The 23,816-nt window shown below is 60.5% G+C and carries 18 protein-coding genes and 1 tRNA gene; 8 read left to right on the top strand and 11 right to left on the bottom strand.

What is annotated here, in order from left to right; all coding sequences use genetic code 11:
* The first annotated feature begins 99 nt into the window (after window positions 1–99).
* Window positions 100–174, top strand: a tRNA-Arg gene (locus tag ACR0D8_RS10715).
* Between the two features lie 400 nt (window positions 175–574).
* Window positions 575–1,720: a slipin family protein gene (locus ACR0D8_RS10710; protein WP_480646206.1), complete on the top strand. Its 1,146-nt coding sequence runs from the start codon at window positions 575–577 to the stop codon at window positions 1,718–1,720.
* A 42-nt stretch (window positions 1,721–1,762) separates the two neighbouring features.
* Here ACR0D8_RS10710 and ACR0D8_RS10705 read toward each other — a convergent pair whose 3' ends face one another.
* The 7 genes from ACR0D8_RS10705 to ACR0D8_RS10675 form a co-directional block, all read right to left on the bottom strand.
* Window positions 1,763–2,137: a DUF2237 family protein gene (locus ACR0D8_RS10705; RefSeq protein WP_480646204.1), complete on the bottom strand. Its 375-nt coding sequence runs from the start codon at window positions 2,135–2,137 to the stop codon at window positions 1,763–1,765.
* A 9-nt stretch (window positions 2,138–2,146) separates the two neighbouring features.
* Window positions 2,147–3,310 (bottom strand): serine hydrolase domain-containing protein, encoded by a 1,164-nt coding sequence (locus ACR0D8_RS10700; protein WP_480646202.1) that lies wholly within the window; start codon window positions 3,308–3,310, stop codon window positions 2,147–2,149.
* An 82-nt stretch (window positions 3,311–3,392) separates the two neighbouring features.
* Complete coding sequence (pth, locus tag ACR0D8_RS10695; RefSeq protein WP_480646200.1) at window positions 3,393–4,073, bottom strand: aminoacyl-tRNA hydrolase; 681 nt, start codon at window positions 4,071–4,073, stop codon at window positions 3,393–3,395.
* Between the two features lie 140 nt (window positions 4,074–4,213).
* A complete protein-coding gene (locus ACR0D8_RS10690; protein WP_480646198.1) occupies window positions 4,214–4,873 on the bottom strand; it encodes a 50S ribosomal protein L25/general stress protein Ctc in 660 nt (219 codons plus the stop codon).
* Window positions 4,874–4,996: 123 nt separating this feature from the next.
* Entirely contained in the window at window positions 4,997–6,163 is a 1,167-nt protein-coding gene (locus ACR0D8_RS10685) for an alpha-hydroxy acid oxidase (RefSeq protein ID WP_480646196.1), read from the bottom strand.
* A 141-nt stretch (window positions 6,164–6,304) separates the two neighbouring features.
* On the bottom strand, window positions 6,305–7,096 hold the full coding sequence (trpA, locus tag ACR0D8_RS10680; RefSeq protein ID WP_480646194.1) for a tryptophan synthase subunit alpha: 792 nt from the start codon (window positions 7,094–7,096) through the stop codon (window positions 6,305–6,307).
* Between the two features lie 78 nt (window positions 7,097–7,174).
* Window positions 7,175–7,660 (bottom strand): acyloxyacyl hydrolase, encoded by a 486-nt coding sequence (locus tag ACR0D8_RS10675; protein ID WP_480646193.1) that lies wholly within the window; start codon window positions 7,658–7,660, stop codon window positions 7,175–7,177.
* Window positions 7,661–7,855: 195 nt separating this feature from the next.
* Between ACR0D8_RS10675 and ychF the strand changes: the two genes are divergently transcribed.
* Window positions 7,856–8,953: a redox-regulated ATPase YchF gene (ychF, locus tag ACR0D8_RS10670; RefSeq protein WP_480646191.1), complete on the top strand. Its 1,098-nt coding sequence runs from the start codon at window positions 7,856–7,858 to the stop codon at window positions 8,951–8,953.
* Between the two features lie 58 nt (window positions 8,954–9,011).
* Here the strand turns inward: ychF and ACR0D8_RS10665 are convergent, their stop codons facing one another.
* Complete coding sequence (locus tag ACR0D8_RS10665; protein ID WP_480646189.1) at window positions 9,012–9,449, bottom strand: GNAT family N-acetyltransferase; 438 nt, start codon at window positions 9,447–9,449, stop codon at window positions 9,012–9,014.
* A 155-nt stretch (window positions 9,450–9,604) separates the two neighbouring features.
* Between ACR0D8_RS10665 and ACR0D8_RS10660 the strand changes: the two genes are divergently transcribed.
* The 5 genes from ACR0D8_RS10660 (at window position 9,605) to ACR0D8_RS10640 (ending at window position 16,486) form a co-directional block, all read left to right on the top strand.
* On the top strand, window positions 9,605–10,486 hold the full coding sequence (locus ACR0D8_RS10660; RefSeq protein WP_475162694.1) for a LysR family transcriptional regulator: 882 nt from the start codon (window positions 9,605–9,607) through the stop codon (window positions 10,484–10,486).
* 85 nt (window positions 10,487–10,571) lie between these two features.
* Window positions 10,572–12,275 (top strand): NAD(P)H-dependent oxidoreductase subunit E, encoded by a 1,704-nt coding sequence (locus tag ACR0D8_RS10655; protein WP_480646187.1) that lies wholly within the window; start codon window positions 10,572–10,574, stop codon window positions 12,273–12,275.
* 13 nt (window positions 12,276–12,288) lie between these two features.
* A complete protein-coding gene (gene fdhF, locus ACR0D8_RS10650) occupies window positions 12,289–15,072 on the top strand; it encodes a formate dehydrogenase subunit alpha (protein WP_480646185.1) in 2,784 nt (927 codons plus the stop codon).
* A 111-nt stretch (window positions 15,073–15,183) separates the two neighbouring features.
* The gene (locus ACR0D8_RS10645; protein WP_480646183.1) at window positions 15,184–15,981 is read left to right on the top strand and encodes a cyclase family protein; all 798 of its coding nucleotides are present in this window, start codon (window positions 15,184–15,186) and stop codon (window positions 15,979–15,981) included.
* The gene (locus ACR0D8_RS10640) at window positions 15,974–16,486 is read left to right on the top strand and encodes a thioesterase family protein (RefSeq protein ID WP_480646181.1); all 513 of its coding nucleotides are present in this window, start codon (window positions 15,974–15,976) and stop codon (window positions 16,484–16,486) included. Before ACR0D8_RS10645 ends, ACR0D8_RS10640 begins: the two co-directional genes overlap by 8 nt.
* Before the next feature lie 8 nt (window positions 16,487–16,494).
* On the opposite strand, the gene ACR0D8_RS10635 is transcribed toward ACR0D8_RS10640, so the two are convergent.
* From ACR0D8_RS10635 to ACR0D8_RS10625, 3 genes are all read right to left on the bottom strand, one after another.
* Complete coding sequence (locus ACR0D8_RS10635; RefSeq protein ID WP_480646179.1) at window positions 16,495–20,574, bottom strand: translocation/assembly module TamB domain-containing protein; 4,080 nt, start codon at window positions 20,572–20,574, stop codon at window positions 16,495–16,497.
* Complete coding sequence (locus ACR0D8_RS10630; RefSeq protein WP_475162681.1) at window positions 20,571–22,376, bottom strand: autotransporter assembly complex protein TamA; 1,806 nt, start codon at window positions 22,374–22,376, stop codon at window positions 20,571–20,573. Before ACR0D8_RS10630 ends, ACR0D8_RS10635 begins: the two co-directional genes overlap by 4 nt.
* Window positions 22,377–22,529: 153 nt before the next feature.
* Window positions 22,530–23,753 carry a urate hydroxylase PuuD gene (locus tag ACR0D8_RS10625; RefSeq protein WP_480646177.1) on the bottom strand — a complete coding sequence of 408 codons (1,224 nt, stop codon included), beginning with the start codon at window positions 23,751–23,753 and terminating at the stop codon, window positions 22,530–22,532.
* Window positions 23,754–23,816: the final 63 nt, after the last annotated feature.

The following is a 23,816-nucleotide window of genomic DNA, read 5'->3' as shown; positions in this document are numbered from 1 at the left end:
ATGCCAGGGCCGAAACCGGGGATTGGTAAGCTTTGAAGCTCGGGCGGATAGAGCGGCAGATCCAACTCTGTAGGCGAAGGTTCGACTCCTTCCAAAGCACCAAATGTAGCTCATTCTGGTTAGAGCATTCGACTGCGAATCGATGTGTAGCGGGTTCGAATCCCGTCATTTGAACAAACGCTGTTAGGTCAGCACCGGCCTTCCACGCCGGCCCGTGAAAACGGTCCATAACATTAGGGTCCGGGTGTTCCCCAGCAGGGGTGGCACCGCGCAACGTCAGGCTTTGGCCGGGCGGGGCAGGGGCCTTCGCTGCTCTGGCCTTGGGCCGGAGGGCGGATGACGGTGCCGCCGGATCGGTGCCCCGCTTAGCCCCTTGGGCAAGGCGGCGCATGGGTCCCGCGCCCCTCTCTCTGACCCTCCCGCGCAGGGGCGTGGCGCGGGGGATGCCCGGATCTTTCCCGCCTTCGTCCGAAGGCTACACACCTGTCACCCGTTCGGGGTGCAACCCACTGAAAACATGAAAAGGAGTTCGCATTTGCGACGACGATAGAGCGAGACGAAAAGGAGAGATGACATGACACTGTTCCAAGATCTGATTGACCGGCTGACCGGCCACCGGCGGCTGACCCTGACTGAGACCCAGCGGATGCTGGTCCTGCGCAACGGGGTGTTCGATGCAATCCTCGGCCCCGGTAAACACCGGCTGCCGCGCAAGGATGTGCTGACCGAGTTGCACGATCTGGAATCTCTCTTTTTCGTGTCGCCCTACGAGCGGGCACTCATGCAGAACCGGCCTGAACTTGCCGCCAAGCATCTGACCGAGTTCCGGGCCGGGCCCGACGAAGTTCTGGTTCTGCTGCGGGATGGGGTCCCTGTTCGGGTCCTGAACCCCGAAGCACGGGCGCTGGTCTGGAAAGATGCAGGTCCGTGGGAAGCAGAGCCGCACAGCCTGACCGGGACCATGATCGCCCCCAAACCGGTGGCGCAACGGCTGGTTCGGGCCGGGCTGCGGATCAACCTGACACAGGTTGAGATCGCCGAGGGCCATACCGGTCTGCTGACGGTTGACGGTGTGCTGGTGGATCAGCTGAACCCGGGCGCGCATGCCTTCTGGAAGGCGGGCCGGAACGTCGAGGTCAAGCAAATCGACCTGCGGCAACGGACCCATGAGGTGACCGGGCAGGAGATCCTGACCAGGGACCGGGTGACTATCCGGGTCAACCTCAGCGCCGACTACCGGGTCGTTGATCCGGTCAAGGCGGTGGGGACGGTCAGGGACTTCGATCAGGCCCTGCACCGGGCGCTGCAACTGGCGTTCCGGAAGACCCTGGGCGCGATGACGCTTGACCGGCTGCTGGCCGAGAAAGTGACCGTCGACACCGAGGCCGCCGATCGGGTGCGGACACAGATGGCCGGGATCGGCATCGAAGTGGGTGAGATCGCGTTGAAAGACGTCATCCTGCCCGGTGAGATGCGGGAGATCCTGACTGCCGTGGTCGCCGCCGAAAAACAGGCCGAGGCCAACGTCATCCGGCGGCGGGAAGAAACCAACGCCACGCGGTCCCTGTTGAACACCGCGAAGGTGATGGCGGAAAACCCGGTGATGCTGCGGCTGAAAGAGCTGGAGGCGCTGGAAACCATCGCCGGCAAGGTCGAGCGGCTGACGGTCCACAACGGGACCGAAGGTCTGATGTCCGACCTTGTCAAACTGCGGGAGTGATCCCGAATTAGGGCCGGTCCGGGTGTTCCCGGGCTGGTCTGCTTAGCCGTGAGTGGCGTTATCTTTCAAAAGGCGCAGCGGGACCACGTCCAGCGCCCTTTGATGGGTTGCCTCCAGATGCACCCTGGGTGCGCAACCTTCGTCATGGGCCTGAAGAAAACGCGCAGCGCACAGGCACCAGCTGTCACCGGGTTTCAGACCCGGAAAGTTGAACTCGGGGCGCGGGGTGCTCAGGTCATTGCCGACATATTTGGAAAAGGCCAGAAACTCGGCCGTCATCACGGCACAGACCGTGTGGCTGCCCTGATCCTCGGGGCAGGTATTGCAGGCCCCGTCCCGAAAAAACCCGGTCAACGGGTCGCGCGAGCATGGGGCAAGGACGCCGCCCAATACGTTTATGCTGTCCTGCTTTTGCATGATCCCACCTTACAGGCTTTGGGCGATGCTGCGGAACATTTCTATGTTTGCCTCGTGGACGCCCGGATCGCGAAACCTGCGATCCGCGCCTGTCGTGACGATCAGCACACCGCGCGGCTGATCGAAATAGATGTACTGCCCATAGATGCCACGCGCCAGAAACTCACCCTCATGCGCGCCCACGGGGATCCACCATTGATATCCATAACCGATCTTTCCGGGGCCCGTGGGCGCGTTGGGCAGAACGGATTCGGCAAGCCAATCGGCGGGCACAAGCTGCTGACCATTGTGGGACCCGTTCTGCAGGATCATCTGACCAAATCGGGCAAAATCCCGAGTGGTAAAGTTCAGCCCGCCCAGAACAAAGGCCACCCCGACACCGTCGGTGATGTAATAGCCGTCCTGTTCCAGACCCAAAGGCTGTACGATCCGTTCGGTCAACAGATCCGCAACGCTCCGTCCGGTTGCGCCACGGATGACCATGCCGATGACATGCGTGTCGATTGAAACATATTGCCAGGTGTCGCCGGGCGTGGCGAAACTGTCCTGCAATGAAGCGGCAAAATCGTCCAACTCGCCGCCCAGGGCAACGACGCGACCCATGCGGTTGATGTCTGAGTCATAGTCTAGGTAATCCTCGTCAAAGGTCACGCCACTGGCCATATTCAGGACATTTCGAATAGTCGCGCCGTCATAGGCCGTCCCGGTCAGTTTCGGTGCGTATTTCACAACCGGATCGTCCAGCGAAGCGATCGCCCCTTCGTCCAGCAGAATGCCGAACAGGGCGGACAGATAGCTTTTGGCCACCGACCACGAAATTCGCCGGTCGTCGGGTGTGGTGCCCAGATAGTATTCTTCGAACCGGATCTGACCGTCCTGCATCACCAAAAGGGAAGTGACCGCCCGGTCTTCGATCCAGGTGTCGGTGCCTTTCGGCAGGTCGAACCCGGCCCCGTAGGGCAGGTCCCAGGTCGGGCCGTCGCCACGCGGCAGGTCGACAGACAGGAATGCCTGATCCATGTTCGAGAAGTTGTGAACGATCTTTTCTTCGGAAAACAAAGAGTTCACGGCCATCAGGCGCTGAATCTCTTCGCGTTTCCAGAACCCCACGACTGCTGCGGCCAGCACCAGCATCAGCACGATGCGCAGCGCCCACTTCAACACGGTTCTCATATGACGCCTCCCATTTGCGTGTCGTATTGGAACCTGCCTGGTTGCGTTCCGCAATTGGGACGTGGCGGCAACGTCAGCGACCCTATTTGAACTTGTCCAGCAACTTCTGCATGGCAGAGCGGTTGTCCGGCTCGGGTTCAGGCGCGGGGTTTGCCGCGGGTGCGGGGGCTTTGGCGGGCGATTTCGATGACCGGGGCGGCGCGGTGCGCAAGGCGACGGCATTCATGAATTTGCCGCCCTCGTCCTGGGCAAGGTACGCGGCGCCATCCGACACCCCGCGCAATACGTCATCCAGCCAGTCGGCATCGGCTTTGGCGAAATCTCCCAGCACGTAAGGCGACACCAATTCTTTCCGTCCGGGATGTCCGATCCCCAGCCGCACCCTGTCGTAGGCCGGGCTGATATGTTCGTGGACCGAACGCAGCCCGTTGTGACCGGCATGCCCGCCGCCTGCCTTGACGCGGACCTTGCCGGGGGCGAGGTCCAGTTCGTCATGAAAAACGATCACATCGGTCGAATCGAGCTTGTAGAACCGCATCGCCTCACCCACCGACTGGCCAGAGCGATTCATGAAGGTTTGCGGTTTGATCAGCAAAACCTTTTCCGATCCCAGCCGACCCTCGGCAATGTCCGCCTGAAACTTGGATTTCCACGGACCGAAGCCATGGTCTTCTGCAATCCGATCCACGGCCATAAAGCCGATATTGTGCCGGTTGCGGGCGTATTTGGTCCCCGGATTCCCCAATCCGACAAACAGTTTCATAGCCTCGTCCTTGTGTATGGCGCAAAACGCACAAATGGTTGATTGCACGGAATGCCATCCGTTTTCCAGCCCGCACGCGCAAAGAAAAACGGGGCCCCGTATAGGGCCCCGTTCCATCTTCCGAACAGTTTGGTCCGGATTTATTCTTCTGCTTCTTCCTGACCGACGACTTCAACCTCGTCTGCGGCCACTTCGACCTCTTCGCCTTCTTCGTCGTCGCTGGACGACAGGCCGGTCGGTGCCGAGACGTTCGCGATCACGAAGTCACGGTCGATGGTCGGCTTGGTGCCTGCAGGCAGTTCAACCGACGAAATGGTCACAACGTCGTTGATCTCCATCCCGGTCAGATCAACGGTGATCTTCTCGGGGATGTCACCGGCGGTGCACATCAGTTCGACCTCAGGGCGGACAACGGTCAGAACGCCGCCCTTCTTGATGCCGGGCGCCTCTTCTTCGTTGATGAACTCAACGGGGATGTACAGCGCGATCTTGGTGGTCCGGCGCAGGCGCATCAGGTCCAGGTGGGTCGGCAGGTCTTTGACAACGTCACGCTGAACGTCGCGGCAGATGACGCGGACGTCGTCGTGGCCTTCAACCTTCAGGTTCCACAGGGTCGACTTGAACCGGCCTGCTTTCAGGCGCTTGAACAGGACGTTGAACGGAATCTGAATCGGCAGCGGTTCTTTGTCGCCACCAAAAACAATGCCTGGAACCATGCCGTCGCGGCGTGCCTGACGAGCGGCGCCCTTGCCTGTCCCCGTCCGTTCCAGAGCTACGAGATCAGGAATCTCACCAGCCATGATATATTCTCCAATGTTAGGGCGGGCATCCTCCAAGGCTGTATGCCCGTGTGAAGCCGCGTCCATAGCTTGATTCACCGGAATTGGAAAGGGATTTTTGCCCCCCGTCCGGACAAACGTGGATCAGTCCTGCCAGAGGCCGCCAAAGTCTTCGGGGATCAGCAGGTTATGGCGGCCCAGATCACCCACATTCCGTTCACCGCACAGGGCCATGGTGGTGTCCAGTTCCTTGTGAATGACATCCAGAGCCGTTGTCACGCCCTTTTGTCCCATTGCGCCCAGCCCATACACGAAAGCGCGCCCGATATAGGTTCCCTTGGCCCCCAGGGCCAGCGCCTTGAGAACGTCCTGACCCGACCGGATGCCGCTGTCCAGATGAACCTCGATATCGTCCCCGACCGCATCCATGATTTCCGGCAGCATGCGGATGGAACTGAGCGCACCGTCCAGTTGCCGTCCGCCGTGGTTGGACACGACGATGGCATCCGCGCCAAGCTTTGCCGCCATTTTTGCATCCTCGGCATCCAGAATACCCTTCAGGATTACTTTGCCGCCCCACTGCTCCATCAGCTTTCCGACCTTCTTCCAGTCGAGGCTGGGATCGAACTGCTCGGCCGTCCACGCGCCCAGCGAAGAGGCGTCTGAAATGCTTTCGACATGGCCGACGATATTTCCGAACTCGCGCCGCTTGGCGCGCATCATCTCAATCCCCCAGGACCATTTGGTCATCAGGTTGGCGATGGTCTTCGCTGTCAGTTTCGGCGGGGCAGACAGGCCGTTTTTCAAATCCTTGTGTCGCTGTCCGAGAATTTGCAGGTCCAGAGTTATCACCAGCGCTGCGCATTTCGCGTCTTTCGCCCGCTGGATCAGACGGCTGACATAGTCCTGATCCTTCATCGTATAAAGCTGAAACCAGAAAGGTTTCGAAGTGTGTTCGGCCACGTCCTCGATCGAATTGATCGACATGGTGGACAGGGTGAAAGGAACGCCGAACTCTTCGGCCGCTTTAGCGGCTTTCATCTCGCCGTCGGCATGCTGCATCCCGGTCAGACCGACCGGCGCCAGCGCAACCGGCATGGTGACATCCTGCCCGATCATCTGTGACACTGTTGAGCGCCCGGCCATATCAACGGCAACCCGCTGGCGCAGCCGGATATCTTCAAAATCAGAGCTGTTGTCGCGAAAGGTCTGCTCGGTCCAGCTGCCGCTTTCGGCATAATCGTAAAACATGCGCGGCACGCGACGTTCGTAAATGCGGCGCAGGTCTTCGATGGTTGTGATTACGGGCATATTCCGGCGCTTTCGTCGATCTGGTTGGGTTTTCAAGCCAATTTACTATCACGTCGCGCCATCAGGTCCAGACAGCAAAAAACCGCAGCAGGCGCGCGACCTGCTGCGGTTGACAGACATCAATCCTGACTCGTCCGTCGTTCAGACCGAGTGCGCCCCGTCGGCCAGTGACTTCACAAAGTCCAGAACTTCGGCCACCGGTTTGCCGGCAGCGATCTGGCTGACAATGGCGGACCCCACGACCGCGCCATCGGCGACACTTGCAATTGCCTGGGATTTTTCCGGGGTATTGATGCCAAAGCCAACGATCACGGGCAGGTCTGTTGCCGACTTGATCCGGGCGACCTCGGGACCGACATTTGTGGCCTGTGCTTCGGCCGCGCCGGTAATGCCGGTGATCGAGACATAATAGACGAAGCCCGAAGTGTTTTGCAGCACGCGAGGCAGGCGCTTGTCGTCTGTTGTCGGTGTCGCCAGACGGATAAAATTCAGGCCCGCCGCCTGCGCCGGCAGACAAAGTTCTTCGTCCTCTTCCGGTGGCAGGTCGACGACGATCAGACCGTCGATGCCTGCGTCCTTTGCATCTGCAAGAAAGGCATCGACGCCGCGGCTGTAGATCGGATTGTAATACCCCATGAGGACAATCGGAGTTGTTTCGTCGGTTTCGCGGAATGCACGGGCCAGATCCAGCGTCCGCTGCAGCGTCATGCCGCCGTCCAGCGCCCGTTGACCGGCGGCCTGGATGGTCGGACCATCCGCCATCGGATCGGTGAATGGCAGGCCCAGTTCGATGACATCGACCCCCGCACCAGGCAAACCTCTCACGACCTCCAGCGATGTGTCGAAATCAGGGTCGCCCGCCATGATATAGGCAACAAAGGCCTTTTTCCCTTGGGCGTTCAAGGCGGCGAACTTGGCATCAATACGGGTCATCTGCAGTCCTTGCATTCAGAGTTGAACCTGATGTGCAGAAACTTTCCGCGGAAATCAATCCCGCCGGGTCAGATTGCGTCAAAACCCGTAATGATACCGCAGCAAAAGCGCATTGACGCCGGGGTTGGGACTGTCCGTGCTGGCATTCGATTTATGCGTCAGGGCCAGTGAAACCTTGTTGCCGCTGTTCAGCGAATAGCCGACGCCCAGCAGGCTTCTGATCTGAAAGTCGCCACCCAGATCGTTGTCGTCATCCGAGGCGTTGAAATAGCCCGGCATGACGCTGAACTCGGCGAACCAGCGGTCAGAGAAGGAATAGATTCCGATCAGGCCGGCACCGATATGCGAATTCCCGGCCGCATCCACGGACAGGGCCGCGCCCCAGGTTGCGCTGAACCGTGTCGCCTCGTGAAACGGTCGGTGCTGGTATTCCAGTGAGAACAGCGCCTCGTCGTCCGCTGAACTGTCCGAGTAATCCGCATACCCTGCGCCAAAGATGACGGACTGTGCCTGAACTGCAGTTGCGGCTATCAGCAGAACGGCGGAAACAACTAGTGATTTCATACGCATACTTCGTCGGTTCATGATACGATCAGGTTCAGTTGGTGATGCTGTGCCACCAAAATCAAGAGTTGTGAAAACAAAAGAACTTAACAGATATGTGATGTTGCAATTCGGACTCGGCCGATTTCCGGCATCCGGGTTGCGCATTTCCCCCGACCTGAATAGAAGACGCCGTCGTATCTTCAGGAGGCCATCATGGGCTTTAAAATGGGAATTGTGGGTTTGCCGAATGTTGGCAAGTCGACCCTGTTCAATGCGTTGACCAAGACCGCGGCCGCTCAGGCAGCGAATTTCCCGTTCTGCACCATCGAGCCCAATGTGGGTGATGTCGCTGTGCCTGACGACCGGTTGGACAAGCTGGCCGCGATTGCTTCGTCGAAACAGATCATCCCGACGCGCATGACCTTCGTGGATATCGCGGGTCTGGTCAAAGGTGCCTCAAAAGGCGAAGGGCTGGGCAACCAGTTTCTGGCCAACATCCGTGAAACCGACGCTATCGCCCATGTGCTGCGGTGCTTCGAAGATGGCGACGTGACCCATGTGGATGGCCGGGTCGACCCGGTGGCCGATGCTGACACCATCGAGACCGAGCTGATGCTGGCCGATCTGGAAAGCATCGAAAAGCGCCGCGCCAACCTTGTGCGCAAGCTGAAAGGCAATGACAAAGAGGCGCAGCAGCAGGACCGCCTGCTGGCCGCCGCGCAGCAGATGCTGGAAAGCGGCAAGCCCGCGCGTCTGGTCGAGGTGTCGGACGAGGACTTCAAGGCCTGGAAGATGCTGCAACTGCTGACGACCAAGCCGGTTCTCTATGTCTGCAACGTGTCCGAGGAAGAGGCCGCCGAGGGCAACGAATATTCCACCCGTGTGGCCGAGATGGCCGCCGCGCAGGGCAATGCTCATGTCATCATCAGCGCCAAGATCGAAGAAGAGATCAGCCTGCTGGAAGCGGACGAAGCGCAGATGTTCCTGGAAGAGATGGGTCTGGAAGAACCCGGCCTCGACCGTCTGATCCGCGCCGGTTATGACCTGCTGAAGCTGGAGACCTACTTCACTGTCGGCCCGAAGGAGGCCCGCGCCTGGACCATCCGCACCGGCACCGCCGCGCCGCAGGCCGCAGGCGTGATCCACGGCGATTTCGAAAAGGGTTTCATCCGCGCCGAAACCATCGCCTATGACGACTATATCGCCGCCAATGGCGAGCAGGGGGCGAAAGAAGCAGGTAAAATGCGGGCTGAGGGAAAAGGCTACATCGTCAAGGACGGCGATGTGATGCATTTCCTGTTCAATACCTAGGGCGTACACCAAACCAGTTTTCCACAACCTGGTTCTAGACAAACGCATCTGTGCCGGATCAAAGAGGTTTCTTCATGAACCATCTTGAATGTCCGATAGGTTCGTTTCCGGCCGCGTTGCTGAGCACTCCGAATTCGGAGTATCCAAGCCTTGCGTAAAATGCCCTGGCGCTTGGGCTGGACGTGTCCAGCCAGGAATGGTGGCACCCTAACGCTCTGGCCTGTTCTTCAGCCGCCAGCATCAGACGCGTTCCGATCCCGGTTCGCTTGAGCGTTATGTCAACCCACAGTGTTTTCACCAAAAGCCAGCCATAGGACGTCGCGCCTGTTACGCCGCCGATCAATTTCCCCTCGGGGTTCCTTGCGGACAATACGATTCTGCTGTTGGTCGATTGGGCGCTCTCTTCGGCCAGCGCTCTGAGCAGGTTTTCCTCAATTTCCCGCGACAGGGTTGCGTGCTGGGAATGGGGTTCAATAGAAATGACGGTGTGTGCCATGACGTTCTGCCAACTCGGTTTTTTGATCACCTGAACAAAGAGGGCGAAAAAAGTTTTGGCAAGACCGACTCTGTTGCACAGGCTCAAAACTGGTTTCCTATTCCGCGCAAACCCCCTTAATTTGGCCGTTATCTGTTCGTTTGAGATAATTCCTAATGATCGAAATCCGTGACCTGCAACTTCTCAGCGCCCTTGCGCGGCATCGCCACTTTGCCAAGGCGGCCGAGGAATGCGGGATTTCGCAGCCGGCCTTTTCCATGCGTATCCGCAATCTGGAAGATCGGCTGGGCGTCTCAATTGTGCGCCGCGCCAACCGGTTTCAGGGCCTGACCGAAGAGGGCGAGATGATCGTCCAGCGCGCGCGGCGTATTCTTGACGACACCAAGGCGCTGGAACAACAGGTTCTGGCCGCCCGGGGCGAGATAACCGGAACCCTGATCCTGGGCGTAATCCCAACGGCGATTGCCTTTACCGGGCGGTTGACCAAGCGATTGCGGCAGGCGCATCCGCGGATCGTTACGCGGATCGAAACCATGTCGGCGACGGCCATTCAGCATCGTCTGGATGAAGGCAGCCTGGATGCAGGTATCACGTATGGCGACAGCATTGGCACCGACCTGCGGCAGGTTCAGCCCCTGTATGAAGAGACCTATGTGCTGCTGATCCCTTCTCATATGACGGATCAGGCCGGACCGATCCCCTGGGCGAAAGTTGCCGAATTTCCGCTCAGCCTGCTGGAACCGCAGATGCAGAACCGACGCATCCTTGACCGGATTTTTGCCGAGCAGGGTCTGCACCCGCAGGTGGTTGCGGAAACCAGCGGCTTCACCGCCTCGATGGTCATGGCACGCGAAGGGCTGGCGGCCACGGTCGTGCCACGCGTGCTGGTGCGGGCGCTGGGCGATCTGAAAGGGACAAAGGTTTTGCCGCTGGTCGATCCCGTGGTCAGCAAACCGATTTGCCTGGCGACCCTGACGCGCGCGCCGGAATTGCCAACGGTCGAGGCGTTGCGGAGCGTGGTGACCTCATTGCGGTGATAAGGTGTCGTTATCGTGCGATAGCGATATGCGATTTGACGATATGCTATTCTGATGAGACACGGAGCCTCAATCGGAGGGCATCATGGCACCATTAGACACCAAGCCATCAGGCGCACCCAAGGGCGTCTGGAAGTCAGGTAAAGGCAAAGGGCGGCACACGCCCAAGGGCCGTCAGTTCACGGATGAGGCACAGGCTGAAATTGCACGCCTGCTGGGCGATCGCCCGCGCCGCCGCGATCTGCTGGTCGAATTTCTGCATTTGATTCAGGACGCTCACGGTCATATCAGCGCTGACCACATCGCTGCTCTGGCGGTTGAGATGCGGGTCGGGCAGGCCGAGATCTACGAGACCGCGACGTTCTACGCCCATTTCGATGTGGTGAAAGAGGATGAGGCCCCACCGCCCGCTCTGACGATCCGTGTATGCGATTCCCTGTCCTGCGAGATGGCCGGTTCCCAACGTCTGCAAAAGGCGCTGGAGGATGGGTTGGACCCGTCCGAGGTCCGCGTAGTCCGCGCGCCGTGTATGGGCCGCTGCGACACCGCCCCGGCGCTGGAGATCGGCCACAACCACATCGACCACGCGACCCCCGAAAAGGTGCAGGCTGCGATTGCAGCCGGTGACACACATGCCCATTTGCCCGATTACGAAACCTTTGCCACTTATGAGGCCAACGGCGGCTACGCCAAGCTGAAAGAACTGCGCGTCGGCGGCGATTGGGAAAAGGTGCAGGAGGACATTCTGGCCTCCGGCCTGCGCGGCTTGGGTGGCGCGGGCTTCCCATCCGGCAAGAAATGGGGTTTCGTACGCATGAACGAAGGCCCGCGTTATTTGGCCGTAAATGGCGACGAAGGCGAACCCGGCACCTTCAAGGACCGTTACTATCTGGAACGCACGCCACATGTCTTCCTGGAGGGCATGCTGATCGCCGCATGGGCGGTCGAGGCAGAGACCTGCTTTATCTACATGCGCGACGAATACCCGGCGGTGCTGGAAATTCTGCGCCGCGAGATCGCCGCGCTGGAAGCCGCGGGCATTGTCGAGCCGGGCTATATCGACCTACGCCGGGGTGCCGGTGCCTATATCTGCGGCGAAGAATCCGCGATGATCGAGTCGATTGAGGGCAAAAAGGGCCTTCCGCGTCACCGTCCTCCGTTCGTGGCGCAGGTTGGGGTCTTTAACCGCCCGACCTTGGTGCACAACGTCGAGACCCTCTATTGGGTCACGAAGGTCTGTCGTGAGGGGCCGGAGTGCCTCAACGGCACCGAAAAGAATGGCCGCAAGGGTCTGCGCAGCTTTTCGGTCTCGGGCCGGGTTGCGAAGCCGGGCGTTTATCTGCTGCCTGCGGGGTCAACCATTCTTGACGTGATTGATGCCGCCGGCGGCATGGCCGAGGGTCATGCGTTCAAGGCGTATCAACCGGGCGGGCCGTCGTCGGGTCTTCTCCCCTCCAGCATCGACGACGTCCCGCTAGACTTTGACACGTTGCAACCGCTGGGCACCTTCATTGGTTCCGCCGCCGTAGTTGTCTTGTCCGATCAGGATGCGGCCCGCGATGCGGCGCTGAACATGCTGCGGTTCTTCGAGGATGAAAGCTGTGGCCAGTGCACCCCCTGCCGGGCGGGCTGCGAAAAGGCGGTGAAACTGATGCAAGCCGACAAGTGGGACACCGATCTGTTGGAAGATCTGTGTCAGGTCATGGGCGATGCTTCGATCTGCGGTCTGGGGCAGGCGGCCCCGAACCCGATCCGTCTGGTCATGAAACACTTCGCTGACGAAATCTGAGGGAGACAGAGCCATGCTTGATGCAAGCCCAAACAAGACCGTCACCTTCAACCTGAACGGCGATGACGTCACCGTGCCCGAGGGCACCACGATCTGGGACGCGGCCAATGGCCGTGGACTGGTGATCCCGCATCTGTGCCACAAGCCCGCGCCCGGCTATACACCCGACGGCAACTGCCGGGCCTGTATGGTCGAGGTGGAAGGGGAGCGCACGCTGGTAGCCTCGTGCATCCGCCCGGCGGCGGATGGGATGGTGGTCAAGACCGACACCGACCGCGCCGAGAAGTCGCGCGCGATGGTGATGGAATTGCTGGTGGCCGACCAGCCCGAGCAGCCGCATGACGTGTCCAGCCACTTCTGGGACATGGCCAAGCTGAACGATGTCAGCGACAGCCGTTTCCCGGCGAAAGAGGCCCAGAAAATCCCGCTGCTGGATGACAGTCACGTTGCGATGCGCGTCAATCTGGACGCCTGCATCAACTGCAACCTCTGCGTTCGCGCCTGCCGCGACGTGCAGGTCAACGATGTGATCGGCATGGCCGGTCGTGGCCACACCGCGCAGGTGGTGTTCGACCAGAACGACCCGATGGGGGCGTCGACCTGTGTGGCCTGCGGTGAATGCGTTCAGTCCTGCCCAACCGGGGCACTGATGCCTGCAACCGTTTTGGACGACAAGCAACAGGGTGACAGCAAGGACTATGATTCCGAGACCGAAAGCGTCTGCCCGTTCTGCGGCGTGGGCTGTAAAGTCTCGCTGAAGGTCAAGGACGGCAAGGTCAAATATGTCGAGGGCATCAACGGCCCCGCCAACGAAGGTCGCCTGTGTGTCAAAGGCCGGTTTGGGTTCGATTACATCCACCACCCGCACCGTCTGACCAAACCGCTGATCCGGCGCGAGGATGCGCCTGAGAAGGGGCTGAACGTTGATCCGGGCAACCTCTCGACCCATTTCCGCGAAGCGACCTGGGAAGAGGCGATGGACTTGGCGGCCACCAGGCTGATGACCTTGCGCGACGAAGATCCGCGCAGCGTCGCGGGCTTTGGCTCGGCCAAATGCACCAACGAAGAAGCCTATCTGTTCCAAAAGTTCATCCGTCAGGGGTTCAAGCACAACAATGTCGACCACTGCACCCGTTTGTGCCATGCGTCGTCTGTTGCGGCGCTGATCGAGAACGTGGGCTCGGGCGCCGTGACCGCGACCTTCAACGAGATCGAGAACGCGGATGTGGCGATCATCATCGGGGCGAACCCGATTGAAAACCACCCGGTTGCGGCGACTTATTTCAAGCAGTTCACCAAGCGTGGCGGCAAGCTGATCGTGATGGACCCGCGCGGCGTCGGCATGCGCAAGTTCGCTGATGAAATGCTGCAATTCCGTCCGGGGGCGGATGTCTCGATGCTCAACGCGATCATGAATGTGATCGTCGAAGAGGAACTGTATGACAGCCAATACATCCACCGCTGGACCGAGAACTGGGAGGCCGAGAAAGAGCATCTGCGCCAGTTTACGCCCGAAGCGATGGCCCCGATCTGTGGCATCGAACCCGATCAGCTGCGCCGTGTGGCCCGCACCTTTGCGCAGGCCAAGGCCGGTCTGATCTTCTGGGGTATGGGCGTCAGCCAGCATATCCACGGCACCGATAATTCGCGCTGCCTGATCTCGTTGGCCTTGATGACCGGAAACGTCGGTAAACCCGGCGCGGGTCTGCACCCGCTGCGGGGCCAGAACAACGTGCAGGGGGCCTCGGACGCCGGTCTGATCCCGATGTTCCTGCCCGACTACAAGACGGTCACCGATGACAACATCCGGGCCCAGTTTACCGAGGTTTGGGGCTCGGACGATTTCTCGAACGAGAAGGGCCTGACCGTGACCGAGATCATCGACCAAATCTATGCCAGCAATATCAAGGGTATGTACATTCTGGGCGAAAACCCGGCCATGTCCGACCCCGACGTAAACCACGCGCGGGACGCGCTGGCCAAGCTGGATCTGATGATCGTTCAGGACATCTTCCTGACCGAAACGGCGAATTATGCCGACATCATCCTGCCGGCTTCGGCGCTCTATGAAAAGAACGGCACGGTGTCGAACACCAACCGTCAGGTACAGCGGGTGCGTCCCGCAGTATCGCCTCCGGGTGAAGCGCGCGAGGATTGGAAGATCACCGTCGAACTGGCGCAGCGGATCGGGTTGAACTGGGATTACACCGACGTAAGCCAGGTCTTCAATGAGATGAAACTGACCATGGAGTCGCTCGACAACATCACGTGGGAGCGTCTGGAGACCGAGACGATCACCTACCCGTCGCTGTCCGAGACCGATCCGGGGCAGTCCATCGTATTCGGTGATGGCTTCCCGCGCGCGGGCGGCAAGGCGAAATTCACCCCGGCCAGCGTCATCCCGCCGGATGAGGCCCCGGATGAGGAATATCCGATGATCGCCACCACCGGCCGCCAGCTGGAGCATTGGCACACAGGGTCGATGACCCGTCGCGCCAAGGTGCTGGATGCGGTTGAGCCCGAGGCTAATTGTTCGATGAATCCGCGCACGCTCAAACTGATGGGCATAGAGCCGGGCGAGATGATCCGCCTGACCACCCGTCGCGGCTCGATCGAGATCATGGTACGCGCTGATCGGGCCATTGCCGAGGATATGGTGTTCATCCCGTTTGCCTATGTCGAAGCGGCGGCCAACATCCTGACCAACTCGGCCATCGACCCCTATGGCAAGATCCCCGAGTTCAAATTCTCGGCCATTCGCGTCGAGAAGACCGAAGACGCCATCGCGGCGGAATAGAAAAACGGATCATCAACCTGGAAAGGCGGCCCATCGGGTCGCCTTTTTCTTGCCTTGACAGCGGGTTACTCGCGGCCAACCCTGTCACCGCCATTGATCGAGGAGGTGCACATGGCCCGTCGGTTCGTCGATTTATCCGTTCCCCTGGAAACCGGGATCGTTTCCGACCCGCCGATCATGTTGCCGCAGGTCGAATATCTGACCCATGACCAGACCGCGGAACAGATCATGTCGTTCTTTCCGGGACTGAAGAAAGACGACCTTCCGGGCGGCGAGGGATGGGCCGTCGAACGCCTGCAGATCGCCACGCATAACGGCACCCATCTGGACGCGCCCTACCACCACCATTCAACGATGAACAACGGCGAGCGGGCGATTACCATCGACGAAGTACCGCTGGAATGGTGCATGAACCCCGGCGTGAAACTGGATTTCCGTCACTTCGACGATGGGTATGTCGCAACCGCCGCCGACGTTGAGGCGGAACTGAAACGCATTGGTCACAACCTGCAGCCGCTGGACATCGTTGTCGTGAACACCTCTGCCGGCACGCGGTACGGGCAGGCTGACTACCTGATGAAAGGCTGCGGCATGGGGCGCGAGGCCACGTTGTTCCTGACGGAACGCGGCGTGCGCGTGACCGGAACGGATGCCTGGAGCTGGGATGCGCCCTTTGCGCTGACAGCGCAGGAATACGCCGAAACGCAGGACCCTTCGATCATATGGGAAGGCCACCGCGCCTCGATCGACATCGGATATTGCCATATGGAAAAGCTGACCAACCTCGAAGACCTGCCGCCGACGGGGTTCGAAATCTCTTGCTTTCCGTTCAAGATCAAAGGGGCCTCGGCGGGTTTTGTCCGGGCCGTCGCGATCTTTGACACCGAAGGGGGCGAAGCGGATGAGTAGACCTTTGAGCGGACATGACGGCCCTTATGACGCTCCGGTCGAAATTCGCGGGTTTTCGGTATTGCCCGAATGGATCGACTATAACGGCCACATGAATGTGGGGTTTTACGGCGTTGCGTTTGACATGGCGCTGGAAAAGCTGATGGTTGACCATCTTGGCCTGGGCGAAGTCCAGGTCAGTGCCCTGGGGCAGGGGCCGTACATCCTGCAATCGCACATGAATTTCCTACACGAAGTACAGCAGGACGCGCGGTTCTATTTCCGATTTCGCATGCTGGATGCCGATCAGAAGCGCGGCCACTATTTTGCACAGATGTTGGCCGAAGACGGTAATGCCCTCTGCGCCACGCAAGAGGCACTGTTCATGAATGTCAGCCATGAAACAGGGCGGTCGGTGCCCTATCCGGATTGGGCGACCGCGCGTCTGCAACAGATGGCCCGGGACCACGCGGCACTGAAATCAGAACCTCAGGTGGGGCAACCGATAGGCATACGGCGGACCTGAGCGTGCCTTCAGTAGTCGCGCTCGAAAAATACACCGACACCGGTTTCGCCGCGCCCGTCGACAGTACCGCGCACCGTGAAGTTGTCGGTGACGTCGAGGTTAAGGTTCACCTCGGTATCGCCTTCCGTATTCACGGTGAAATCGGTGTACAGATTATCGCTCAGATAGGCGCCGGCCCCCAGACGTCCGCCGCCGCCTTCCGAGGCGCCGATATCGACCGAATCGACGCCGGTGGTATCCCGTAGACCCTTGGTCGTATCACCGCCCGCACCGCTGAGTTGCGCCAGCGAGGCCGCCATCTGTGCGATCACAAACGGCGACAGTTCCGAAAAACGGTTGCCGAACAGCAGCATGGCCAACGCCTCTTCGGCGGGGCGCTCGGGGTCCGAGAATACATCGACCTCGGGCGCATCCAGCGGGCCGGCGATTTCAATGGTCGCGGACCCGTCCGATGTGCTGGTCGAGGATTCAAACTCGATATACGGCGTCAAATCGCCCTGCAATGTCACAAGCCCCTTGGTCAGGGCCAGCCTGCGCCCCAGAATGTCAAAGGTTCCCCGGATCAATTCTATCTGACCCGAGGGCACAACCGATGTTGTCGTGCCGCCGATGGTCAATCGCCCCCCAAGTTCCGCATTCACGCCCCGGCCGCGCACAAAGACTGCCTTCGGGGCCAGCAGGCTGACGTCCAGCGCGATCCGGGATTCGCTTTTGGATGCATCGTCTTCGGCCACTAGTCGGGCGCGCTGCCGTGTGACATACACTGCCGAGCTTTCGCCGATATGCACGATATCCGGGATCGGAGCGGCACCCACGGCGCCTGCAGCGGCAGCCAGGTTGATATTGGTCTCTTCAAATGTGATCTGCCCGGAAACCGAACTGTTGCCGGCGAGCGCCCCGGCCATGGTGATCTGGCCGCTCAGGATCGTCTCGTACAAAAGCTGATCCGTCAGCACCAGGCTGTTGAGCGTGGTGACGATCTGGGCGTTAAACGGCGGGGTCAGGTCCACCGGCCCGGCAACGGTAAAGTTGCCGCCGGCACGTGTGCCCCCGTTCAGTGAGATCGTGGCCCGGCTTTGCGCCAGATCAACCGTCCCGTTGATACCGGTGATGGTCTGACCCGCCTCCGGGATGGCCAGCGACGTTCCTGAGGTCGTGATCGAACCGCTGAGCGAACTCAGGGCAGGCTTGCCCTTCAGACGCAGATCGTATCGCGCGGTTCCGTTGATCTGATTGGGCGAGATAAAGATATTGGCGATGCCGATATTGACCCCGCCCTGCGCCCGCAGGTCAGCCTCGGCGCTGCTTTCGTCGAACGTGCCGGAGATATCGCTGCTGATCTGGGCCGGTCCCTGGGCCGCGCTGTCTATGGTCCAGACGCCGTTGTCGCGTTTCGCGGTTCCTGTCGCCGCGATTGTTCCGGGGAAATCAGGGGCGAAACGTTCAATTCTGTTCAGCTTCGCGTCGAAGTCGAAGTCCGCGGCACCGTCGCGGTCCACTTCTCCGGTCAGGCTGGCATAGGAACTGTCCGGCCCGCGCAGGTTTGCGGTGCCTTCCAGCCCGGACGCCGTCGGGGCCACACTGCCATCCAGTGTCAATGGTCCCGAAAGTGTACTGGCGATCCGGGACAGATCGTCAAGCTCGACCGAGTAATTCAATCGCCCGTTTTCACCATCGACCTTGCCGGACGCATTGGCACTCAGCGCGGTGCCGTTCAGGCGGAAAGTCCGCACGTTCAGACCCTGATCGCCGTTCTCGGCATCCACCACAAGCGTGGTTTTGCCCTGAACCAGCTTATCGACAAGGTTGATGCCGGTTTGAATGTCACTGGCATTCAGATCGCCCTGAATGTCGAAGAACCGGCTGGCGAGATTTCCGTTGCCCTGCACATCCGCCTCGACCGACCCGCCAAGGTCGCGCCCGGCCAGCGCAGAAAACAGGGACAGATCGGGCGCGTTCATGCGGGCCTGCCCATCTGCAGACAACGCGCCGGTCGGGTCGTCTATTGTCGCCGCGACCTGCGCAGTCAGGGCGCTGCCATTCACGGTAGCGTTCCGTATCTCGATCCGGTCAGCCGTTCTGGCACCGTCCCATGTGATCGTCGTGCGGCCTTTCAGTAACGGGTCGATTTCAGACATTCCTGTCCTGATATCCTGCCCGGTCGCACTGGCCGTGCCGTCGAATTCCAGCGTCTGAACCGTACCGGTGCCGTTCATCTCCGCCTGCAGCGATCCGCCAAGATCCCGCCTGGCCAGGCCGGAAAACACGGTCAGGTCCGGCGCGTTCACGCTGGCCTGACCGTCAAGGGTCAGGTTGCCATCGGGCGTTGTGACCGCGCCGCTGGCCTGTATCTGCGCCGCTTGGCTGTTCAGGTCAAATTCTCGGATGGTGATACCGTCTGCGCCGCGAGCGGCGTCCAGCGTGATCGTGGTTTCACCTTTGATCACCGGGTCGATATCGTCACGCCCGGTCGACAGGTCGCTGCCCTCAACGATCAGCTTGCCGTCAAAACTGCCTTCCAGCGGCGATCCTGTGCCATCGACCCGGGCAGTGGCCTGCCCACCCAGATCCAACCCCGCAAGATCGGAAAAGCGGGCCAGGTCAGACGCTTCAAGCGTAGCCGATCCGTCGACGGACAAGCCGCTGTTCACCCCGTCAATGAGCGCGTCCAGAGCGAGCGTGTAGTCCGTCCCGACCACCTCGAACCCTGACAGGTTCAGCGACTGGTCACTGCCGTAGTCAAAGAGGCCGTCCAGCGTAATGCGCGCGCCCACCGCCCTGTTCAGTGCCGGGTCGCTCAGATCCAGCCCGTCGACAGCGGCCTGAAGATCACCCTGAACATTGACGGTGTCACCTTGTTCCAATGTGCCCTGCGCCGTGATCCGGGCGCTGTCCAGCCGCGCCCGGGGCGACTGGAAGGCGTCCGCGGTCAGGCTTAGATCCCATAGGTCGCCGTTTTGCCTGTCAAACAGCGCCGATATCTGCGCGGCTTCGATGGAGGTATCTCCGCCCGCGACCGGCAGCACGACGCTGTTTCCGTCTGGCGGGGTTATTCTGCCTTGCAGGGCCGCCAGTTGCAGGGTTCCGCCGGTGGCCAAGCGAAGCTCACCATTGAGGTCCAGCGCCTGCGTGGACAGTTCCAGATCCGATACGTCAAGCGCGCCCTGCGGTTGGGTTTGACCATCCACAAAGAGGCGCGTCTTGGCTCCGAAAAACGGGTCAAGGTCGTCGGCCAGAAATGGTGTGAGGTCGCCGCCAAGGTCAGCGGTAAAGGCAATCCCGTCTGCGGCGCCGGTCTCGGCCGCGCGCAGTTCGACCTGCCCTGTCACCCGTGGCTGCTTGTCGCTGCTCAGAGCAATATCGGCCGTGAAGTCGGTCAACGGCCCTGTACCCTTGGCTGACAGGCCGATCGGGGGGCTGTCGGGGATCTTCAGCGCGGTTGAGATCAGCCCGCCAGACGCCTCGTTCACCCGCAAGTCCAGATTGATCTGGCGGCTGGAATTCTGAAACCCGGCGGCAAGCGTGATTTCATCACCGGCGCGATCCAGCCGGGTTATGTCCAGATTGGTGTCCAGCGTCCCGTCGGCCAGCGACAGATTCCCGGTGACGGACAGATCGGCCGCGACACCGATCAAGGGCCTGGCCAGCGACAGCTCATCCACCCTGATTTCACCGATTTCTATGGATACCGGCAACTCTGGCAACTGAAACGGCTGGGTTTCGGCAGATGGCGTTGGCGTGTCTTTTGTTGTGGTCCCGGGCGCGCGGGCGATGTCGATCTCGCGTGCTGTCAGCGCATTGACCGAGAACCGCCCACGGATCAGCGCCAGCCGGTTCCAGTCCAGCTCGGCATCCTTGATGGTCAGCCAGACGCCTTCATCGTCGGAAACGGTGACTTCCTCGATTGTCGCACGCGCACTCAGCGCCCCTTGCAGCCCCTTGACCGTCACGTTCTGGTTGTCGCCTGACAGCGTGTCCTGCAGAAACCGTTCAAGCATGCTGCCGCCGCTGTCCTCCTGCGCGGCCAAAGGTGGCGCGGTCAGGATAAGCGCCGCCGTCAGGGCAGGATATGCGTAACGCCGTATCAAAATGCCTGTCCGATCCCGATATAGAACTGAAGGCCGTTGCCGGTGTCGCCTTGCACCGGTACGGCCAGATCAAGGCGAAGGGGACCGAAGCCGCCCAGATCATACCTGACCCCGAGACCCGCGCCAGAGTGGTATTCGGCTCCACTGCCGATGAAGGACGAGGTGTCCACGACACCATAGTCGTAAAACCCTACCAGCGAAATCGTGTCCGTGACTTTGCCGCGGATTTCCCCGGACAGGCCAAGAAACGACTTGCCCCCGGCCACGCCGCCGTTGACCGGTATGCCGAGGCTTTCGAAGGGCTGCCCGCGGACAGTTCCGGCCCCGCCCGAGAAAAACAGAAAGTCTGGGGTCACGTCGTCCGGGGGCGGGCCGATAACTGATCCCAGCTGCACCCGGCCCGCCAGCACCAGCCGGCCCCCAGTGTTCAGACTGGTATAAGCGCGCCCGTCGAAAAACAGCCGAATGCCGGTATCCGTTTCGGACAGGCCGAAAAAGGGCATAACCTGAGAATCCAGGTAATACCCGCGCGTGGCACTGACCTTGCTGTCGCGTTCGTCCCATTCCGACCGGAACGGAACAATGAAATACCGGAACTTGCGCCTGCTGCCATAGGCGTCATCCGCGTCCGACCACTGGAACCCGGCTGAAGCTTCGGCGTACAGCCGGTCCGAGAAGGTGCGGCGCGCGCCATACGCCAGCGACGCAACCGCGACGTTGTAATTGTCTGTATTGCGACGTTCCAGCAGGGCGCTCCAGAATGTGTTGTCATCTGGACCCAGCCTGTCGGGCTGATCCAGACGCAGCCCGATCCGCCCGTCCAGATCCTCGGACCCGCCGATATTCCGCAACGCGGCCTCGAACCGCAGCCGCTCGGCACGGCGAAAGACGTTGCGGTGGGTCCAGGTGGCGGTCAGGTCGATACCGGCGCGCGAGGCGACCTCGAACCCGAAGGTCAGGCGGCGCTTGGGCAGGTCCTCGAAATAAGCGTCGAAATCCAGCGTCCCGTCCGGGTTGGGGGTATCACGCTCTTCGATCGAGACGACGTTGAACGTTCCGGTGCGCCGCAGTCTGGTTCCGACCTTCTGTATTTTTTCCGGCGAATAGACCTCGCCCGAAGGGAAGCCTGCGATCTTTTCAATCGACCTGTGACGTACGTCGGTGTCGCCCGAGATGATCATTTTGCCAAAGGTCAACCGGGGGCCGGGGGCCAGGTCGATCCGCGCGTCTAGCTGTTTCTGCGCATGACGGGCGATGACTTCCTGATCCTCGACTTCGGCTTTGGCATGGCCTGTGTCGCGCCAGCCCTGAACCCCGGCCGAGGCGGCCTGTTGAATGGCCCCGGTGGTCGCCAGCTTTCCGGGCGCGAATTCTTCCGGCAACACGGTGTCTGGCGCCACGGGCTGAACGATGGCTGTACCGAACGTGAAGGTCGGTCCGGTGTTGACGGTGATGACAGCCCGGTTGATCTGCGCCGGAATATTGAGCGAATTCAGGTCCGCCGCCTCGCGGCCGTCCAGTTTGATGCTGACAACCGGGCTGAAATACCCTTCGTCATAGAGGATCTGAACGATCGTGCGGTAATCCGACAAAGCGGCTGACAGAATCTCCAGCGGCGTGTCCAATCCGCGGGACTCGGCGGTTGCGACAGATGAAGTTTCTTCCAGCCGTTTGATAAGCGCTTTCGGCGCGCCCGGCGCGGTCAGGGTGGTTTCCAGCGCGGCCAGAGGGTTTGGCAGAGCGGATGCGATCACGCCAATCAGGCAGTATCTCACAATAGCGCGCGGCCAGTTCCTCTGCATCGAATGGCTCCAACTGCCTCAAGTCGAAATCAATTTCGCCGCCTTTTGTGTGACAACGGCTGATTACACTCACTAGAGCATCAGTTCCGGCGCAGGGAAAGATTTTTTGATGGGTTCGATGATTTCGCCGCCCGAATGGGCCCGGAATCGGGGTCAGGATCCGGCGTTGCGGAACCACCGGATGATGGCGTCGCGGTCTTCCGGTTCCATATAGGTGACATTGGCCGGGGGCATCGCGTGGCTGACGCCGGCCTGCAGGTAGATTTGCGAGGCATTGCGGGCTATGTCGCCTTCGGTTTCCAGCAGAACGCCTTTGGGTGCCCAAAGGATACCTTCCCACACCGGTTCGCGGGCATGACACATCGAACAACGCCCCAGCACGATGTCATGCGCCTCTTCAAACCCGTCGGCGGACGCGAATTTCTGCTCGTACGGCGTAAGGGGCTGGGCTTCGGCCTCTTCCAGCGGTTTGTACATGGGCGAGGTGGACAGCCACATGATCGCGATGAACAGCAGCGCCGTGACAAGCCAGGTCCAGGTCGGGTCACCAGCACGGGCGTGACGGGTGTTGAAATAATGGCGGATCGTGACGCCCATCAGGAACACCAGCGCGGCGATAATCCAGTTGTATTCGGTCGCAAAGGCCAGCGGGTAGTGGTTCGACAGCATCAGAAACACCACCGGCAGCGTCAGGTAGTTGTTATGGGTCGAACGCAGCTTGGCGATCTTGCCGTATTTGGGGTCGGGGGTGCGGCCGTTTTTCAGGTCGTCCACCACGATGCGCTGGTTCGGCATGATGATGAAGAATACGTTCGCCGTCATGATGGTGGCGGTAAACGCACCCAGATGCAGCATCATCGCACGGCCGGTGAAGATCTGGTTGTACCCCCAGCCCATCACCACAAGCAGAACAAACAGCAGCACCATCAGCAGGGTGGGACGTTCACCCAGTCCGGATTTGCACAGGAAGTCATAGATCAGCCAGCCCACCGTCAGCGACGCAGCCGAGATCAGAATCCCTTGCCACAGCGCCAGATCGGCCTTCTGCGCGTCAATCAGGTACAACTCGCCACCCACCCAGTAGACGATCATCAACAGCGCGGCCCCGCTGAGCCAGGTCGCGTAGCTTTCCCATTTGAACCAGGTCAGATGGTCCGGCATCCGCTCGGGCGCCACCAGATATTTCTGGATGTGGTAAAAGCCGCCGCCATGCACCTGCCATTCCTCGCCATCCGCAGGGCCGGGGATGTCGCGGTTCAGGCCAAGGTCAAGCGCGATGAAATAAAACGATGATCCGATCCAGGCGATGGCGGTGATAACGTGCAGCCAGCGCACGGCAAAGGCCATCCAGTCCCAGAACACGGCGAAGTCGTACATGAAAGGTCTCTCCGATTGGTTGCGGCCACACTAGGCAAACGCGCTTTTCTTCGGTATTCCCGT

This window comes from Ruegeria sp. BG10, from assembly GCF_056538575.1.
The sequence above is the reverse complement of the archived record's forward strand: the minus strand, read 5'-3'. Positions and strand labels throughout refer to the sequence as shown.

Excerpts from the sequence above, each read along its gene's own strand:
- ACR0D8_RS10710 (WP_480646206.1), top strand. The coding sequence starts at position 575 with ATGACACTGTTCCAAGATCTGATTGACCGGCTGACCGGCCACCGGCGG.
- ACR0D8_RS10705 (WP_480646204.1), bottom strand. The coding sequence starts at position 2,137 with ATGCAAAAGCAGGACAGCATAAACGTATTGGGCGGCGTCCTTGCCCCA.
- ACR0D8_RS10700 (WP_480646202.1), bottom strand. The coding sequence starts at position 3,310 with ATGAGAACCGTGTTGAAGTGGGCGCTGCGCATCGTGCTGATGCTGGTG.
- pth (WP_480646200.1), bottom strand. The coding sequence starts at position 4,073 with ATGAAACTGTTTGTCGGATTGGGGAATCCGGGGACCAAATACGCCCGC.
- ACR0D8_RS10690 (WP_480646198.1), bottom strand. The coding sequence starts at position 4,873 with ATGGCTGGTGAGATTCCTGATCTCGTAGCTCTGGAACGGACGGGGACA.
- ACR0D8_RS10685 (WP_480646196.1), bottom strand. The coding sequence starts at position 6,163 with ATGCCCGTAATCACAACCATCGAAGACCTGCGCCGCATTTACGAACGT.
- trpA (WP_480646194.1), bottom strand. The coding sequence starts at position 7,096 with ATGACCCGTATTGATGCCAAGTTCGCCGCCTTGAACGCCCAAGGGAAA.
- ACR0D8_RS10675 (WP_480646193.1), bottom strand. The coding sequence starts at position 7,660 with ATGAAATCACTAGTTGTTTCCGCCGTTCTGCTGATAGCCGCAACTGCA.
- ychF (WP_480646191.1), top strand. The coding sequence starts at position 7,856 with ATGGGCTTTAAAATGGGAATTGTGGGTTTGCCGAATGTTGGCAAGTCG.
- ACR0D8_RS10665 (WP_480646189.1), bottom strand. The coding sequence starts at position 9,449 with ATGGCACACACCGTCATTTCTATTGAACCCCATTCCCAGCACGCAACC.
- ACR0D8_RS10660 (WP_475162694.1), top strand. The coding sequence starts at position 9,605 with ATGATCGAAATCCGTGACCTGCAACTTCTCAGCGCCCTTGCGCGGCAT.
- ACR0D8_RS10655 (WP_480646187.1), top strand. The coding sequence starts at position 10,572 with ATGGCACCATTAGACACCAAGCCATCAGGCGCACCCAAGGGCGTCTGG.
- fdhF (WP_480646185.1), top strand. The coding sequence starts at position 12,289 with ATGCTTGATGCAAGCCCAAACAAGACCGTCACCTTCAACCTGAACGGC.
- ACR0D8_RS10645 (WP_480646183.1), top strand. The coding sequence starts at position 15,184 with ATGGCCCGTCGGTTCGTCGATTTATCCGTTCCCCTGGAAACCGGGATC.
- ACR0D8_RS10640 (WP_480646181.1), top strand. The coding sequence starts at position 15,974 with ATGAGTAGACCTTTGAGCGGACATGACGGCCCTTATGACGCTCCGGTC.
- ACR0D8_RS10630 (WP_475162681.1), bottom strand. The coding sequence starts at position 22,376 with ATGCAGAGGAACTGGCCGCGCGCTATTGTGAGATACTGCCTGATTGGC.
- ACR0D8_RS10625 (WP_480646177.1), bottom strand. The coding sequence starts at position 23,753 with ATGTACGACTTCGCCGTGTTCTGGGACTGGATGGCCTTTGCCGTGCGC.